Raw genomic sequence first — 16,558 nt, forward strand, 5'->3', positions numbered from 1 at the left:
GGACTCGTGATGTCATCAGTACCACCCAACAGAGAGCGTGGCCAACAGGCGCGATTCGACGCCAATGGCAAGCCGACCTTCGACTGGCAACTGACCGGCAGCAGCTTGCTCGATACAGTCAAGCTGACTTTGCCGCCTATGGTTTCGCTGCCGATTATTTTTGTGCCCGGGATTATGGGCAGCAATTTAGCTGATTTGGACGGAGAGCCAGTTTGGCTGCTTAACAGTACAAGAGGACAGCCGATCGGGTTGGCATGGCGCTGGGCTAGCAAAGGCCCGGGGGCGCGCCAGCAAGTATTACATCCACAGCGGACGAATGTCTACAAGGACGGGAATGTGCCCAAGAAAATCGCGGGGTCAGTCAGCCGCCGCGAGACTTACACGGAACGTGGTTGGGGAGAGGTAGGTGAAACCAGCTATCATGAATTCTTGCTTTGGTTAGAAGATAAGATGAACGGGCAAGGGTTTAATCCAGCTCAATGGCAGGACTTTTTTTACACTTCCATCAGTGCCACGCCGACACCCGGAGCGCCCCGCCCTGAACCCAAACTTTATCCCGGCATTCCCATGGTAATGAATGGTTTGCCTGTGATGGCCGAGGAAGGGCATGTCACCGCTCCGATTATGTCTGATGATTTATTAAAGCGCGCTAAATGCCGCTTCCCTGTTTATGCCTGTGGCTACAACTGGCTTGCCTCCAATGAAGTGGCCGGAGCAAGGCTTAAGGCGCGAATAGAAAAAATTATCGCGGAAAATAACAGAGGAGCTTACAAGTGTCATCAGGTGATATTAGTTACTCATTCAATGGGAGGACTCGTTGCCCGCTTTTGCGCACAGTTACCTGGCATGCAGGATAAAATCGCGGGTGTTGTCCATGGTGTTATGCCTGCTGTCGGCGCTGCCGTTGCCTATCGACGTTGCAAGGTGGGAATGCGAGACGAGGATTTTGGCGCGGCGCTGGTGATAGGCTCTTCGGGGCAAGAGGTGACTGCTGTATTTGCGCAAGCGCCGGGAGCGCTGCAATTATTGCCGGCGCATGGGTATCGGCCACGCTGGCTATCGGTATCCGATTCACAGGGCAAGAACATTCTGAATCTGCCCGCTGCTGATCCCTATGAAGAAATTTATTTGGTTAAAGACCGTTGGTGGGGACTGGTGAGGGAAGAGTGGTTATCGCCGGCTAACGGAACGCCGATAGACTGGAATGAGTTCAGCAAAAACGTCATGCGAGCGAAAGATTTTCATAACAAAATCTCCGGGCGTTATCATCCGCATACATTCATTTACTATGGTGCGGGAGAGGGCGCGCAAGCCAGTTTTGAGAACATCAAGTGGCAGATGCGTAAAGGCTTGCTGCCAGAGCAGGGGAAACCACCGACAGAGCGTCAGGCTACCGTCTACACGCACAATATGGTGCGAGAGTCAGGCAAAAATAAGATCTTTGTTGGAGGGGCAACCGAAGTACAGTCAACTTACGGCCCGTTCGGTGGGAGCGTGGTTACCTATGACACCAGTTTTTGGGAAATTCAATGTGCCATGCAAGATGGCAGGGGAGATGGTACCGTGCCCGCAAGCTCCGGCATGGCGCCTCGACGTGATGGTGGAAGCCATATTCGCCAGCAGTTCCGGCTACATGGCTTTTCACATGAACCATCTTATAAAGATCCGACTGCACAACGTGTCACCCACTATGCAATAACAAAGATAGTCGCATTGGCTCAACTATGAAATTTTTTGTCAGCGTATTCTTTTTTTTGCTTGTTGTCGGATGTGACGCAAGAAAAAATGCCCCTGTAACCCACATAAAAACAAATTCAGTCATGAAAACACAGTGTATTGGACGTAGTCTTGTGGACTTGCCGGACGGGTACGGCCTAAAGTCCGGTGCCTCAGCCGCATTTACTCCTCAACAGGTTGCGGTCGAAAGCGCCCGAATCGATGTGCGTGTCAAACCAATAGAAAACCAGACCGCGTTCGTTGCAGCGATCAAGACACGCCAAGCGGAGTTGGCAGATGCTAGCCACGGCGAGACGGACAAGCTGACGCTCACCCGTGAGTTGCCCGATGGCGCAGTGCTGTATCGGGTCAATGAGATAGCCGACGCCTATCAGAGCGAGATCCATTGGCTGCTTCGCGATCAGTACTTGGTCGCGACCATTCACTCATATAAAAATCAGGCTCCGCAGGCCGAAGAATTGCTGTTTGCGCTGATGAAAAATATTGCGCCTCAAGAGACGCCAAACGATGCGCCAGGATCATTTTGTTTTAGTGGACTAAGCGTGAGCGGGTCATATCGCGCCGAATCGGCCACCTTACGCTTTAAGAACCCTGCTTCGCCCGACATCGTATTTGCCGTCGATGTCGACACCTTCCGTCCCGATGATGCTGAATCGCTATTGCAGCGCGTTGGCGGCCCAGACTCTTTGCTAAGAAAATTTGAGGCCAGAGAATCGGTGCTGCGAAAAGGTGAATTGACGGTGTCTGGCATGAAAGCCCAGGAATGGGGGGCTTCTGTCGAGTTGGGGGAGGAGAAAGAAAAACAACTAGGCTTTACCCTGGAAACGATGCGAGCGGCACCGTCGCCGGCCGCGCCTAAAATTCACTTCGAAATGACAGTAAAAGGAAATAGTGCAAAGGACGAAGCAGGGATGTTGGCATTGTGGGATAGCGTCACTAGAACCATACGGCCCCGGTGAAACGCACGCTTCTAAGCTGCTTGTCTAAATAAACCATGAGCGCTAGATTTTGCGACGCGGTATCAAAAAACGCCCCGCGCGGCGTGTTGCCGGGCGGGGCGTTCAGTGGAAACGGACGGGCTTAAGCGCGCACCGGCTCCATTGGTTCCAGGTCGTCGGCTTGCACGGTCGAGCCTGGATTGGCCAGTTCGGCCTTCATCTTGTCGTGGTCCAGTTCTTTTTCCCAGTTCGACACGACCATCGCGGCCACGCCGTTGCCGACGAAGTTGGTCAGCGCGCGGCATTCCGACATGAAGCGGTCGATGCCCAGGATCAGCGCCATGCCGGCCACCGGAATGTCCGGCACCACGTGCAGCGTCGCGGCCAGCGTGATGAAGCCGGCGCCGGTGATGCCCGACGCGCCTTTCGAGGTCAGCATCGCCACGCCGAGGATGGTCAGTTCCTGCAGCAGCGTCAGCTCGGTGTTGGTGGCCTGGGCCACGAACAGGGCGGCCATGGTCATGTAGATGTTGGTGCCGTCCAGGTTGAACGAGTAGCCGGTCGGGACCACCAGGCCCACCACCGATTTCGGGCAGCCCAGGCGTTCCAGTTTGCGCATCAGCGATGGCAGCGCCGATTCCGACGAGCTGGTGCCCAGCACGATCAGCAGTTCTTCCTTGATGTACAGGATAAAGCGGCCGATCGAGAAGCCGGTCAGGCGTGCCACGGTGCCCAGCACCACGATGACGAAGATGGCGCAGGTGGCGTAGAAGCAGCCCATCAGGGTGGCCAGCGGCAGCAGCGATTTGATGCCGTATTTGCCGATGGTGAAGGCCATGGCGCCAAACGCGCCGATCGGGGCGACTTTCATGACGATGTTGACCACGCCGAAGATGGCGTGCGAGGCGTCGTCGATCAGCTTGACCAGCGGCTTGCCGCGCTCGCCCAGCAGCGAGATGGCGAAGCCGAACAGGATGGCGATCAGCAGCACTTGCAGGATGTCGCCCTTGGCGAAGGCGTCGACCACCGTGTTCGGGATGATGTTCATCAGGAAGTCGGTGGTGGTCAGCGGGTGCGCCTTGGTGGTGTACTGCTCGATGGCCTTGGTGTCCAGCGTGGCGGCAGTGGCGTTGAAGCCGGCGCCCGGCTTGACCAGGTTGGCCACGAACAGGCCGATCACCAGCGCGAAGGTGGAAATCACTTCGAAGTACAACAGCGCCTTGCCGCCCACGCGGCCGATCTTCTTCACGTCCTGCATGCCGGCGATGCCGGATACCACGGTGCAGAAGATCACCGGGGCGATGATCATTTTGATCAGTTTGATAAAGCCGTCGCCCAGCGGTTTCATGGCCACGCCACTGTCCGGGTAGAACACGCCCAGCAGAATGCCGCAGGCGATGGCGAACAGGACCTGTACGTACAGGACTTTATAGAATGGTTTTTTCACGGGGTCTCCTCGTGTGTTTCTGTGAGGAGTGCATCATCGCTCAGGCGGACAGATATCACTATTGTGGAAACCCGCAAATTCGCGGTGGTGATATCTGCGCCTGCTTGCAGTACCCCGGACGGAAAGGTCTGGCCCCGTGCGGGGGCAGACCCTGGCTGCCGCGGTGTGCGGGGTGGGACGGCGCCGTCCGCGCCCCTTATTGGGCGACCCAGCCGCCGTCCATGTTCCATGCCACCCCGCGCACTTGCCTGGCCGCGTCGGAACACAGGAAGACCGCCAGCGCGCCCAGTTCTTCCGGCGTGACGAACTCGCCGGAAGGTTGTTTGTCCGCTAACAGCGCTTTTTTGGCCTGCTCGTTGCTGATGCCGTCCCGGGTGGCGCGGTCGTCGACCTGTTTCTGTACCAGCGGCGTCAGCACGAAGCCGGGACAGATGGCGTTGACCGTCACGCCGGTCGTGGCGGTTTCCAGCGCGTTGGCCTTGGTCAGGCCGATCAGGCCGTGCTTGGCGGCGACGTAGGCCGATTTGCCGGCCGATGCCACCAGTCCGTGGGTGGACGCCAGGTTGATGATGCGGCCCCAGTTTTTCTCGCGCATGCGCGGCAGCACCAGCCGCGAGGTATGGAACGCCGAGCTCAGGTTGATGGCGATGATGGCGTCCCATTTGGCCACCGGGAAGTCCTCGACGTTGGCCACGTGCTGGATGCCGGCGTTATTCACCAGCACATCCACGCCGCCGAACTTGTCTTCTGCGTAGCGGATCATGGCCTCGATGTCGTCCGGCTTGGTCATGTCGGCGTTGTGATAGGCGACCTGCACCCCAAACTCCGCGGCCAGATCGGCCCGCAGCCGCTCGATCTCGCCGGCGTCGCCAAAGCCGTTCAGCAGCACGTTGGCGCCGTCCGCCGCCAGTGCGCGGGCAATGCCCAAACCGATGCCGGAGGTCGATCCGGTGACCAGTGCCGTTTTGCCGTTCAAAGTCTTGTTTGCCATACTGTCCTCTGGAGGGTTGGTGATTGAATGCGCGCTGCGTTACACTTCGCTAAGATTTTAGCCACAACGCGGTAAAATGGTATGTCTGAACATCTGCATAAGTTTAAATAACCATTAAGGGAACCGCATGCTCGAAGCAAAAATAAAGTCCGTTCAATGTCTGTCGCTGGCCGGCCTGCATCGCATGTCCTACAAAGAATGGGGGGATGAGGGCAATCCCAATGTGCTGCTGTGCGTCCACGGCGTGACCCGCGTCGGCGACGACTTCGACAGTATGGCGCGCGCCTTCGCCAGCGATTACCGCGTGATTTGCCCGGATATCGTCGGCCGCGGCCGCTCGGACTGGCTGCGCAACCCGCAGCTGTACGTGATTCCGCAGTACGTCAGCGACATCGTGACGCTGCTGGCACGCGTGCTGCCGGACGAGCATCAGCAAGTCGACTGGTTCGGCACCTCGATGGGCGGCCTGATCGGCATGGGGCTGGCGTCGCTGCCGGGCAACCCGATCCGCAAGCTGGTGCTGAACGACATCGGCCCGACGCTGGCCACGCAGGCCATGCAGCGCATCGGCGACTACATCGGCCAGGACCTGCGCTTCGACAGCTTTGAGCAGGGCGCCAGGTTTGTGCGCGACGTGTCCGTCTCCTTCGGCGAGCATACCGAGGACGAATGGCACAAGCTGGCCGCCGACGTGCTGCGCCAGGACAAGGACGGCAAGTGGGTGCGCCATTACGATATGGGCTTGGCCCTGCCGTTCCGCTCGGCCACGCCCGAGAAGGCCGAGGCTGACCAGGCCATGCTGTGGGCCGCCTACGACGCCATCACCTGTCCGACGCTGTTGCTGCGCGGCGCCCAGTCGGACCTGCTGTCGCCGGAAACGGCGCAGCAGATGACGCAGCGCGGCCCCAAGGCGCAACTGGTGGAAATTCCGAACGTCGGCCACGCGCCGACCTTCATCCACGACGACCAGATTCAAATAGCAAAGCAATTCCTGTTAGGTTAAACAAGTATGGAAATCAAACGACTGCACGTGGGCAAGCGCCTGTCCGAAGTGGCGATTCACAACAACACCGTCTACCTGGCCGGCCAGATCGCCGAGGACACCTCGGCCGACATCCGCGGCCAGACGCGCGAGGTGCTGGGCCACGTCGACCGTCTGCTGGCCGAAGCCGGCAGCGACAAGACCTGCATCCTCAGCTGCCAGATCTACATCAGCGACCTGGCCAACTTCGCCGGCATGAACGAGGAGTGGGACGCCTGGGTGCCGCAGGGCCACACGCCGCCGCGCGCCACGGTCGAGGCCAAGCTGGCCGATCCGAAGTGGCTGGTGGAAATCGTCGTCATCGCCGCGCAGCGCTAGGAACATCATGGTATCGACCACTGCGCTGAACAGCGTCACGTCGGAGCAGTTGGTGCAAGGCCTGACGCCCGACGAAAGCGCCCGCATGCTGGCGGCGCTGGAATTCGCCAGCACCGCCTACGCCGACAAATTATGCAGCAGCGGCCAGCCGGCGCTCGACTTCGCGGTCGGCGTGGCCGGCACGCTGGCCTTTCTGCGCACCGACCTGGAAACGCGCCTGGCCGGCCTGATGTTCGAGCTGACCGTGCTGGACACCGAACAGGCCGCCGTCATCGAGCCGCGCTTCGGCCAGGACGTCAACGAGCTGGTGTCCGGCGTGCGCCAGCTGATCCGCCTGCGTGAGCTGACGCAAAATCAAAGCGGCGCCGCCGCGCCCGGCCGTGGCCGCAACGCCCAGCAACTGGCGGTGGCGCAGGTCGAAACACTGCGCAAGATGCTGCTGGCCATGGCCTCCGACATGCGCGTGGTGCTGGTGCGGCTGGCGTCGTGCGTGACCACGCTGCGCTATTTTGCCGACATCAAGCTGTTCAACGACATGACCGCCGCCTACGGCCGCGAAACGCTGGACCTGTACGCGCCGCTGGCCAACCGTCTCGGCATCTGGCAGCTGAAATGGGAGCTGGAGGACCTGTCGTTCCGCTTCATCGAACCGGAAACGTACAAGCGCATCGCCAAGATGCTGGAAGAAAAGCGCATGATGCGCGAAGGCTTCGTCACCAACGCCATCGCGCGGCTGCAAGCGGAGATGGCGGCGGCCGGCATCCAGGCAGAGGTGTTCGGCCGGCCCAAGCACATCTACTCCATCTGGAGCAAGATGAAGGGCAAGGAGCTGGACTTTACCGACCTGTACGACGTGCGCGCCTTCCGCGTGATCGTCGCCGACGTCAAGACCTGCTACACCGTGCTGGGCGTGGTGCACAATATCTGGACGCCGATTCCCAAGGAATTCGACGACTACATCTCGCGACCCAAGCCGAACGGCTACCAGTCGTTGCACACGGTGGTGACGGCCGAAGATGGCCGGCCCTTGGAAGTGCAGATCCGCACGCAGGAGATGCACAGCTTCGCCGAATACGGCGTGGCCGCGCACTGGCGCTACAAGGAAACCGGCGGCTCCACCTTCACCGCCCAGCAGTACGACGAAAAAATCGCCTGGCTGCGCCAGCTGCTGGCGTGGAAGACCGACGTCGCCGACGCCGTGGTCGGCGAGGAAGACCAGCAGCGCGAGTGGGTGGAAAAACTCAAGGCCGCGGCGCTGGACGACCGCATCTTCGTGCTGACGCCGCAAGCGCGCGTGATCGAACTGCCGGTCGGCGCCACGCCGATCGACTTCGCCTATCACCTGCACAGCGACGTCGGCCACCGCTGCCGTGGCGCGCGCGTGGACGGCATCATGGTGCCGCTCAACACGCCGCTGAAAAACGGCCAGACCTGCGAAATCATCACCGCCAAGGGCGCCCCCGGCACCGCCGGCCCGTCGCGCGACTGGCTGAGCGACGAATACACGGTGGCGACCCGTACCCGCTCGAAAATCCGCGCCTGGTTCCACGCCATCGACATGCAGGAAACGCTGTCGCACGGCCGCGCCATGGTGGAAAAAACGCTGCAGCGCGAAGGCAAGACGGCGGTCAACCTGGAGGCGCTGGCCAACAAGCTCGGCTTCGCCAAGGTGGACGATTTGTTCCTGTCGGTCGGCAAGGACGAGTTCAGCCTGCGCCACATCGAGCAGGCGCTGCACGACAGCGGCGAGCCGGCCGAGCCGGTGGACGAAGTCTTCCTCGGCAAGAGCCGGGCATCGAGCGTCGAGCAGGGCGCCAAGTCGGGCGTGCTGGTGGTGGGGACGGATGGCTTGATGACGCAGCTGGCCAAGTGCTGCAAACCGGCGCCGCCGGACGGCATCGTCGGCTTCGTCACGCGCGGCAAGGGCGTGTCGATCCACCGCGCCACGTGCAAGAACTTCGCCGAAATGCGCGCCAAGGCACCGGAGCGGGTGATCGTGACCGAGTGGGGCCGCGCCGGCGCCGACACGGTCTACCCGGTCGACATCTTCATCCTGGCCAACGACCGCCAGGGCCTGCTGCGCGACATTTCCGAGATCTTCTCGCGCGAGAAAATCAACGTGATCGGCGTGAACACCCAGTCTGCCAAAGGCTTCGCCCGCATGACCTTCACGGCTGAAATCGGCGCCACCGCGCAGCTGCAGAAAGCCCTGAACGCCATCGCCGAAGTCACCGGCGTCCAGGAAGCCCGCCGCGCCTAACTCCGGGGTCAGGTCCTCCATTTCTACACGGCCTCAACCGCGTTGCGGTTGAGGCCGTGTAGAAATGGAGGACCTGACCCCGTCTTTTATGCGTGCGCTTGCTCTGCGGCCAGCGTGGCGGGGCGCGCGGCGACGCGTTTTGTGTGGCTGGCGATGGCCGGCCATTGGTCCAGGCTGATGTCAAAGAAGCGGAACCAGCCCAGGACGGTGTACAGATAAGCATCGGCGACGGTGTAGCTGTCGCCCACCAGCCATGCTTGCCGCTGCAGCGTGGTGTCCAGTATCGGCACGCGGCGGAGCAGGCGCTCGCGGACGATCGCCTGAGCGGCTTCGGGCAGGTCGCTGTTAAATAGCGGCGTGATGCCGGCGTGGATCTCGCTGGTGATGAAGTTCAGCATTTCCTGCAACCGTACACGCGGCCAGCTGCCGGGCGGCGGAGCCAGCCTTGCCTCCGGCTTCAGGTCGGCCAGATATTGAAGGATGACCGGTCCTTCCGTCAGAATTTCTCCATTGTCCAGTTCCAGTGCCGCCACGTAGCCTTTCGGATTGATGGTGCGAAAGTCCCTGTTGTCAGCGGTGCGCTTGGTGTGGTTGTCGACCTTGATTAATGCATGCGGCAGGCCCAGCTCGTGCAGGACGATCAGCGGCGACAGCGAGCAGGTCTGCGGTGCGTAATACAGCTTCATTGTGGCTTCCTTTCATGGTGAGCCGTCACTGTAGCCAGCGCGCCGGTCCGCTGTAAAATGAATACTTCAGAAACTATCTATCAGTTTTTCTAATGATGAATTTGGGCCATTGGCGCTTGCTGGCCGCAGTGGCGGACTTGCGCAATATCTCGCGCGCTGCGGAGCAGGTCGGCTTGTCGCAGTCTGCTGCCAGTCAGGCGATTGCGCAGATGGAAGCGTCGCTGGGCGCACCCCTGCTGGTGCGTGAGAAACGGGAGGTCAGCCTGACGGCGTTCGGCGAGCAGGTAATGCGGCATGCGCGCACCATGCTGTCGGAATTCGACGCGATCCGCGCGCTGGGCGACGCGGCGCGCGGCCTGCAGGCCGGCCGCATCCGGCTGGCGACATTTCCGTCGGTGTTGGCCACCGTGTTGCCGGGACTGCTGGCGGCGTTCAGGCGGCGTCATCCCGGCATCGATGTGGTGGCGCTGGAGGGGACGGATGAGGAGGTGGAGGCGTGGCTGGCGGCCGATACGATCGAGCTGGGCGTGGTGCTGAATCCGGCGCCGCAACGCGAGGCGGTGATCATCGGCCGCGATGCATGGGTGGCGCTGCTGCCGGCGCAGCATGCGCTCGGGCGCCGCTCCAGCGAACAGGGCGTGACGTGGCAGGAGCTGGCCGACCAGCCGTTTGTGCTGGCCACCGGCGGCTGCGATGTCCACGCGCAACGTCTGGCGCAGCAGGCCGGCGTGACGCTGGCCGATATTCGCGTCACGGTCCGTGATCTGGCCAGTGCCGCGGTGCTGGTGCGCGAGGGCTTGGGCGTGTCTGTGATACCGGAATCAGCCTTGCCGCAGGACCAGCGCGGCTTGCGGATGATGCAATTGCAGCCGCGGCTCTATCGCGAATTCGGCCTCGTGTGCTCTCGCGCCGGCCGCGCTTCGCCGGCGGTGCAAGCGTTCCTGCGCGAGTTGTAACTCCGTAACTCCGGGGTCAGGTCCTCCATTTCTACACGGCCTCAACCGCGTTGCGGTTGAGGCCGTGTAGAAATGGAGGACCTGACCCCGTCTTTTATGCCATTGTTTGGGCGATGCGGGTGGCGATCGCTTGGGCCAGCAGGTGGACGTGGTAGCCGTCGACGAAGCCGTGGTGGGCTTGCACGGCCATGGTCATGGTCAGCTTGCCGTCGTCGCGCGGGGCGCTGTAGCGGCCCCAGGCCAACGAGGGGATGTCGTAGGTCTTGTGCTCGTAGATCGGGTGTTCGATCGCGGACAGCTTTAGCCACGGCATGCAGGTGATGTAGATGTTGCGGCGCTGCTCGTATTCGCTGAGGCCTTCGGCCGTGTTGATCAGCTTGGTGGAGGTTGCCGCTTGCTGGGCTGCAGCGACGCTGCGGGCGATGAACTCGTTCAGGTCGTCGGTCATCACGAAGCGCGCGAAGTTGAGGTTGTGGTCCTGGTTGAGCACGGTATACGAGGCCCAGAAGTCGTCGATCTTGATCACTTCGCCCTGGTAGATACGGTACATGTAGTTGTCGATGCCCTTGATCGCATGCAGCACGTGGTACAAGAAGAAGTGGAAGCTCGGCAGCCCGCGCGCTTTGCAGTAAGGCCGGAAGTCCGGCACTTCCAGCTCGAAGCTCAGGTTGACCAATGGGTTTTCGAACGACGCAAAAGCGTTGTATCGGTCGCGGCGTTTTTCAAAATTCTGCATAGATGGCGTGGTTCATTCGTGAGGCGACAGCATTATAGCGGTCGGCCTCATTTCGGCAGCGTCGCTCCCAGCAGGTCATACGCAAACTCGTCCATCGTTTTTTGCGACAGGTCGGTGTTGTTGAGGATGATGACTGTTTCTTCGCCGTCGAGGCGGTGGCCAAGGACGGCGCGGTAGCCGCCGGTGCGGCCGGTTTCCCAGGCGTAGGTGTGGCGCTGGCCGTTGCGCTCCAGCGTTTTGACGCGGCCGCCCAGCGTGTAGTTTTCGCTCGGCACTTCAATGTGCGTCATCGCTTGCAGCGATTGCGGACTGAGGAAGCCGCCGTTGAAGACGGCGCGGGCGGCGTTCAGGAGGTCGGTGGCGCTGCTGTAGTAGCCGCCGGAGGCCACCATGTAGTGCTGGTGCGCGTCCACCTTGCGCGCCGGCGGCTGGATGGTGGCGTAGGCTTCGGCCGCGCCGGCACGGTCGGTGCTGGTGGCCGACAGGTTCAGCGGATCAAGCGTGATGGCGCGCATCGCTTGCTGGTAGGGCATGCCGGTCGCTGCTTCGATGATGCCGATGACGATGTACCAGTTGGTCGAGACGTAGTCGAAGCGGCTGCCGGGTGGGAAGATCAGCTCGCCCGAACAGAAGCGGTCGATGGCCTGGCGCGTGGTCAGCGGCAGGAAGCGTACTTCCGGATCGGCTTTCAGCGCCGGCGTAAACTGGTTGGGAATGCCGCTGGCGTTGGATAGCAGGTGCCGCAACGTTACCTTGTCGGCGCCGTCTGCGCGATACCACGGCAGCAGCTTGCCGATGGTGACGTCCAGGTCCAGCTTGCCGCTTTCGACCAACTTGAGCACGGTGGTGGTGGTCAGCCACTTGGAGATGGAGCCGACGGCAAAGCGCGTGTCCTCGCGCACCGGCGTGCCGTCTTCAATGTTCGACAGCCCGAAGGTTTGTACGGACACCGGCATCCCGCGCCGCGCCAGCATGACGAGGCCGTAGAAAGGCTGCCTGGCGGCGAAGGCTTCGGCGACCGGGTTGTTGGCGAAGGCGCTGGCGCCCAGTAGCGTGGCGGCGCTGCCGCACAGGAAGTGGCGTCGTTTCATGGAGGCGTGTCGAGAATGGCTTGCAGGATGGCGGCGGAGCGGCGCTGGCCGTAGCCCTTGCCATAGGCGCTGGAGGTCACCACCACCACCGACCGCGAGGCGGGAATCACGTAGATCTTGTTGCCGCCGTTGCCGGAGGCGAAATGCACGACGGTGTTGCCGTATGTCTTCTGGTACCAGAAATAGCCGTAGTGGTCGGCGTAGCGGTCCACCTCGCCAATGGCCACGCGCGGCGCGAGCGCGGCTCGCAGCCAGGCGGCGCTGATCACGCGGCGGCCCTGGTACATGCCCTGGTCCAGCACCATCTGGCCGATGCGGGCCAGGTCGCGCGTGCGCAGGAACAAGTTGCCCTGGCCCTTGGGATGATGGGCGGCGTCACGCAGCCATTGCCAGCGCGTGATGCCGAGCGGCGCGAACAGCGCTTCGCGCGCGAACGCTTCCAGGTCCATGCCGGTCGCCTGTTCGATGGTGATGCCGGCCACGTACGAGGTCAGCGAGTTGTAGCGGTAGCGGGTGCCGGGCGTGGCGTCGGCCGGCACCGCCAGCGCGAAGGCGATTGGATCGGCGGCCTCGTCCAGTTTGTCCTCGTTGCCGGGCGAGGCGGGGTCCTCGTCGAAGGCGGCCAGGCCGGAGCGCATGGTCAGCACCTGGTCCAGCGTGACGCCTTGCAGCGCCGTGCCTTTGGCGGCGGGCCAGTAACTGTCGATGCGGCCGTCCGGGCTGAGTTTGCCACGGTCGGCGGCCGCGCCGACCAGCAGGGCGGTGATGCTTTTGCCGGCCGAGCGGATGTCGTGCAGCGTGTCGGCGGTTTCGCCGTTGTAGTAGCGCTCGGCGACGATGACGCCGTCGCGCATCACCAGCACGCTGCGCAGGTCGGGATGTTGGTCGCGATCCCAGCGTGCCAGCACCTCCTCCAGTGGCTGCGCCAGCGCGGGCAGGGCGGTCAGCAGCAGCAGGCACAGAAGTTTTTTCATGGCGATCAGTAAGGGGCTTTGCCTTGCGGCGCGACTTCCGCCTGCAGCGTGGTGTGATCGATGCCGTGCTTTTCCAGCAGCATGGCCTTGATGCGGTGGAGGATGTCCGGCCAGCGCGCCAGATCGGTGATTTCGACGTGGCCTATCAGCGCCGGTTCGCCCGGCGACATATCCCACACGTGCAGATCGTGCACCGAGCACACGCCTTCCACCTGCTCCAGGTCGGCGCCGACCTTGATGTAGTCGATCTGCTCGGGCACGCCGCCCATCAGGAAGTGATAGGACTCGCGCAGCACGCCGACAGTCGAGCGCAGTATCAGCAGCGCCACGAACAGCGACAGCAACGGGTCGATCTGCATCCAGCCGGTGTAATAGATCACCGCGCCCGATACCAGCGCCGCCACCGAGCCAAGCAGGTCGCCCAGCACGTTGACCAGCGCCGCCCGCGTATTCATATTGCTATCGCCGCGCGACAGCAGCCAGGCCAGCACCAGGTTCACCGCCAGGCCGATGCCGGCGACGATGAACACGGTGGCGCCATGTACCTGTTCCGGACGCGAGAAGCGGCTCAGCGCCTCGTAGCCGATCCAGCCGACCAGCAACAGCAGTACCAGGCTGTTGACGAACGCCGCCAGCGCCTCGGCGCGGCCGAAGCCGAACGAGTGGCGCGCCGATGGCGGCCGCTTGGCGATGACCTGCGCCAGCAGCGCCAGGCCGAGCGCGGCGGCGTCGGTGACCATGTGGCCGGCGTCGGAAATCAGCGCCAGCGAATTGGACATGAAGCCGGTCACCACTTCCACCACGGCGAAGCCCAGCGTCAGCAGCAGCGACCACGCCAGCACCGACTGGCTGCGCTGCACGGTGTAGTGTTTATAGCGGGCGTCGCCGGCGCGGTGTTCGTGCAGATGGGCGGACGGCGAGGGCGAGGTGTGTGCTTGCATGGACGGCTTGTCGAATGGGAATAGCAATAGTGTAATGTATGTCCGCCCGGCCATGGTTTGATGTCTTCATAGGAGAAATAGAAATGTTTCCGATGATTACCCTTGTTTTTCTTCCGATCGCTCTCTATAATGCTGGTCTTCGGGCGGTTAGTTCAGCTGGTTAGAATACTTGGTCGACATCCAAGGGGTCGGGGATTCGAATTCCTCACCGCCCACCAGAATTCGTAGTAAAGCAGTACAATTGAGCAGGTCAACGGGCGGTTAGTTCAGCTGGTTAGAATACTTGGTCGACATCCAAGGGGTCGGGGATTCGAATTCCTCACCGCCCACCAGTATATGTAAGAGCGAGAAAGGCAATCACGGTTATGACACCGCGAACTACTACCAAGCTTTGGGAGTGACGCTAGTCAACGGGATTCTTTTGCTTGAAGAAAAGAGAAAAACGCGGCTAGCCCGCGTTTTTTTTCGTCTGCATTTTTTAAACACCGGCCCGCGCGCCGGCATTGGAGATCACCATGATTTCAGTTCGCCTTCCTGATGGTTCCGCCCGTGAATTCGACGGTCCAGTCACCGTTGCTCAAGTGGCGTCCAGCATCGCCACCAGCCTCGGCAAGGCCGCGCTGGCTGGCAAGGTCGACGGTAAAGTCGTCGATACGTCCTACCTGATCGACAAGAACGTCGATCTGGCCATCGTCACCGACAAGGATCCAGAAGGCCTGGATGTGATCCGTCACTCGACCGCGCACTTGCTGGCCTACGCCGTCAAGGAATTGTTCCCGGACGCGCAAGTGACCATCGGCCCGGTCATCGACAACGGTTTCTACTACGACTTCTCCTACAAGCGCCCGTTCACGCCGGACGACCTGGTCGCCATCGAAAAGAAAATGACCGAGCTGGCCAAGAAGGACGAGCCGGTCACCCGCAAGGTGCTGCCGCGCGACGAGGCGGTTGCCTACTTCAAATCCATCGGCGAAGACTACAAGGCGGAAATCATCGCTTCGATTCCGGCAGGCGAGGACGTGTCGCTGTACAGCGAGGGCAACTTCACCGACCTGTGCCGCGGTCCGCACGTGCCATCGACCGGTAAGCTGAAAGTCTTCAAGCTGATGAAGCTGGCTGGCGCCTACTGGCGCGGCGACAGCAAGAACGAGATGCTGCAGCGGGTCTACGGCACCGCCTGGGCGAAAAAGGAAGACCAGGAGCAGTACCTGCACATGCTGGAAGAGGCGGAGAAGCGCGACCACCGCAAGCTGGGCAAGCAGCTGGACTTCTTCCACTTCCAGGACGAGGCGCCGGGCCTGGTGTTCTGGCATCCGAAGGGCTGGACCATCTGGCAGCAGGTGGAGCAGTACATGCGCAACAAGTACCAAGTCAACGGCTACCAGGAAGTCAAGGCGCCGCAGATCCTGGACGCCAGCCTGTGGGGCAAGACCGGCCACTGGGACAACTACCGCGAAAACATGTTCGTCACCGAATCGGAAAACCGCTCGTACGCGCTGAAGCCGATGAACTGCCCGGGTCACGTGCAGATCTTCAACAGCAACATGCGTTCGTACCGCGACCTGCCGCTGCGCTACGGCGAGTTCGGCCAGTGCCACCGCAACGAGCCGTCGGGCGCGCTGCACGGCATCATGCGCGTGCGCGGCTTCACCCAGGACGATGGCCACATCTTCTGCACCCACGAGCAGATCCAGCCGGAAGTGGTGGCTTTCCACACGCAAGCGATGGAAGTGTATTCGGATTTCCATTTTCATAACATCGAGGTCAAGCTGGCGCTGCGTCCGGACAACCGCATCGGCTCGGACACCATCTGGGACGAGGCCGAAGAGGCGCTGCGGGCCGGCCTGCGCGCCTGCGGCGTGACCTGGACCGAGCTGCCGGGCGAGGGCGCGTTCTACGGTCCGAAGATCGAGTACCACCTGAAGGATTCGCTGGGCCGCCCATGGCAGGTCGGCACCATGCAGGTCGACTTCTTCATGCCGGAGCGCCTGGGCGCCGAGTACGTGGCGGCCGACAACACCCGCCAGGTGCCGGTCATGCTGCACCGCGCGATCGTCGGTTCGATGGAGCGTTTCATCGGCATCCTGATCGAAAACTATGCGGGCGCGCTGCCGGCGTGGCTGGCGCCGGTGCAGGTTTCGGTGCTCAACATCTCCGATGCGCAGGCCGAATATGTCTCCCAAGTGGCTGAAAAGCTGCGTCGCAGCGGGTTCCGCGTACAGACCGATTTGCGCAACGAGAAAATAAACTATAAAATACGTGAACATTCCGTCCAAAAACTGCCGTACATCCTCGTGGTGGGCGACAAGGAGCGGGATGCCAACACCGTCGCCGTGCGGGCACGGGGCAATGTCGATCTGGGCGTCATGTCCGTCGATGCCCTGATAGAGCGACTTCAGCAAGACGTCGCCACCAAGGCCTGAGCGCACTGGCATTTCATT

The 16,558-nt window shown here is 61.7% G+C and carries 14 protein-coding genes and 2 tRNA genes; 9 read left to right on the plus strand and 7 right to left on the minus strand.

Annotated elements, in window-relative coordinates; all coding sequences use genetic code 11:
- Positions 1 to 9: 9 nt before the first annotated feature.
- Together FHW58_RS04830 and FHW58_RS04835 are read left to right on the plus strand one after the other, a co-directional pair.
- Entirely contained in the window at positions 10 to 1,728 is a 1,719-nt protein-coding gene (locus FHW58_RS04830) for a triacylglycerol lipase (protein ID WP_179671909.1), read from the plus strand.
- The gene (locus FHW58_RS04835) at positions 1,725 to 2,696 is read left to right on the plus strand and encodes a T6SS immunity protein Tli4 family protein (RefSeq protein WP_179671910.1); all 972 of its coding nucleotides are present in this window, start codon (positions 1,725 to 1,727) and stop codon (positions 2,694 to 2,696) included. The genes FHW58_RS04830 and FHW58_RS04835 overlap by 4 nt, the downstream gene beginning before the upstream one ends.
- A gap of 121 nt (positions 2,697 to 2,817) precedes the next feature.
- On the opposite strand, the gene FHW58_RS04840 is transcribed toward FHW58_RS04835, so the two are convergent.
- On the minus strand, positions 2,818 to 4,122 hold the full coding sequence (locus FHW58_RS04840; protein ID WP_179671911.1) for a dicarboxylate/amino acid:cation symporter: 1,305 nt from the start codon (positions 4,120 to 4,122) through the stop codon (positions 2,818 to 2,820).
- A 196-nt stretch (positions 4,123 to 4,318) separates the two neighbouring features.
- Positions 4,319 to 5,113, minus strand: coding sequence for a 3-hydroxybutyrate dehydrogenase (locus tag FHW58_RS04845; protein ID WP_179671912.1), 795 nt, complete (start codon positions 5,111 to 5,113; stop codon positions 4,319 to 4,321).
- A gap of 127 nt (positions 5,114 to 5,240) precedes the next feature.
- Between FHW58_RS04845 and FHW58_RS04850 the strand changes: the two genes are divergently transcribed.
- From FHW58_RS04850 to FHW58_RS04860, 3 genes are read left to right on the plus strand one after another with little or no spacing between them, the layout of a single operon-like run.
- A complete protein-coding gene (locus tag FHW58_RS04850) occupies positions 5,241 to 6,116 on the plus strand; it encodes an alpha/beta fold hydrolase (RefSeq protein ID WP_179671913.1) in 876 nt (291 codons plus the stop codon).
- Positions 6,117 to 6,122: 6 nt separating this feature from the next.
- Positions 6,123 to 6,473: a RidA family protein gene (locus tag FHW58_RS04855; protein WP_179671914.1), complete on the plus strand. Its 351-nt coding sequence runs from the start codon at positions 6,123 to 6,125 to the stop codon at positions 6,471 to 6,473.
- Positions 6,474 to 6,480: 7 nt separating this feature from the next.
- On the plus strand, positions 6,481 to 8,733 hold the full coding sequence (locus FHW58_RS04860) for a bifunctional (p)ppGpp synthetase/guanosine-3',5'-bis(diphosphate) 3'-pyrophosphohydrolase (protein WP_179671915.1): 2,253 nt from the start codon (positions 6,481 to 6,483) through the stop codon (positions 8,731 to 8,733).
- A gap of 86 nt (positions 8,734 to 8,819) precedes the next feature.
- Here the strand turns inward: FHW58_RS04860 and gstA are convergent, their stop codons facing one another.
- Positions 8,820 to 9,419 (minus strand): glutathione transferase GstA, encoded by a 600-nt coding sequence (gene gstA / locus FHW58_RS04865; protein WP_179671916.1) that lies wholly within the window; start codon positions 9,417 to 9,419, stop codon positions 8,820 to 8,822.
- 92 nt (positions 9,420 to 9,511) lie between these two features.
- Here gstA and FHW58_RS04870 point away from each other — a divergent pair, with 92 nt between their 5' ends.
- Positions 9,512 to 10,375: a LysR family transcriptional regulator gene (locus FHW58_RS04870; protein WP_179671917.1), complete on the plus strand. Its 864-nt coding sequence runs from the start codon at positions 9,512 to 9,514 to the stop codon at positions 10,373 to 10,375.
- 94 nt (positions 10,376 to 10,469) lie between these two features.
- Here FHW58_RS04870 and FHW58_RS04875 read toward each other — a convergent pair whose 3' ends face one another.
- From FHW58_RS04875 to FHW58_RS04890, 4 genes are read right to left on the minus strand one after another with little or no spacing between them, the layout of a single operon-like run.
- Complete coding sequence (locus FHW58_RS04875) at positions 10,470 to 11,111, minus strand: CatA-like O-acetyltransferase (RefSeq protein WP_179671918.1); 642 nt, start codon at positions 11,109 to 11,111, stop codon at positions 10,470 to 10,472.
- A gap of 47 nt (positions 11,112 to 11,158) precedes the next feature.
- Positions 11,159 to 12,202, minus strand: coding sequence for a serine hydrolase (locus FHW58_RS04880; protein WP_179671919.1), 1,044 nt, complete (start codon positions 12,200 to 12,202; stop codon positions 11,159 to 11,161).
- On the minus strand, positions 12,199 to 13,176 hold the full coding sequence (locus tag FHW58_RS04885; RefSeq protein ID WP_179671920.1) for a serine hydrolase: 978 nt from the start codon (positions 13,174 to 13,176) through the stop codon (positions 12,199 to 12,201). The genes FHW58_RS04880 and FHW58_RS04885 overlap by 4 nt, the downstream gene beginning before the upstream one ends.
- 5 nt (positions 13,177 to 13,181) lie before the next feature.
- Complete coding sequence (locus FHW58_RS04890) at positions 13,182 to 14,117, minus strand: cation diffusion facilitator family transporter (RefSeq protein WP_179671921.1); 936 nt, start codon at positions 14,115 to 14,117, stop codon at positions 13,182 to 13,184.
- 141 nt (positions 14,118 to 14,258) lie between these two features.
- Between FHW58_RS04890 and FHW58_RS04895 the strand changes: the two genes are divergently transcribed.
- The 3 genes from FHW58_RS04895 (at position 14,259) to thrS (ending at position 16,540) form a co-directional block, all read left to right on the plus strand.
- Positions 14,259 to 14,335, plus strand: a tRNA-Val gene (locus tag FHW58_RS04895).
- A gap of 37 nt (positions 14,336 to 14,372) precedes the next feature.
- Positions 14,373 to 14,449: transfer RNA gene (locus FHW58_RS04900), tRNA-Val, on the plus strand.
- A gap of 183 nt (positions 14,450 to 14,632) precedes the next feature.
- On the plus strand, positions 14,633 to 16,540 hold the full coding sequence (gene thrS, locus FHW58_RS04905) for a threonine--tRNA ligase (RefSeq protein WP_179671922.1): 1,908 nt from the start codon (positions 14,633 to 14,635) through the stop codon (positions 16,538 to 16,540).
- The last annotated feature ends 18 nt before the right edge of the window (positions 16,541 to 16,558 follow it).

The sequence above is a fragment of the Duganella sp. 1224 genome (genome assembly GCF_013408245.1).
GTDB lineage: Bacteria > Pseudomonadota > Gammaproteobacteria > Burkholderiales > Burkholderiaceae_D > Rugamonas.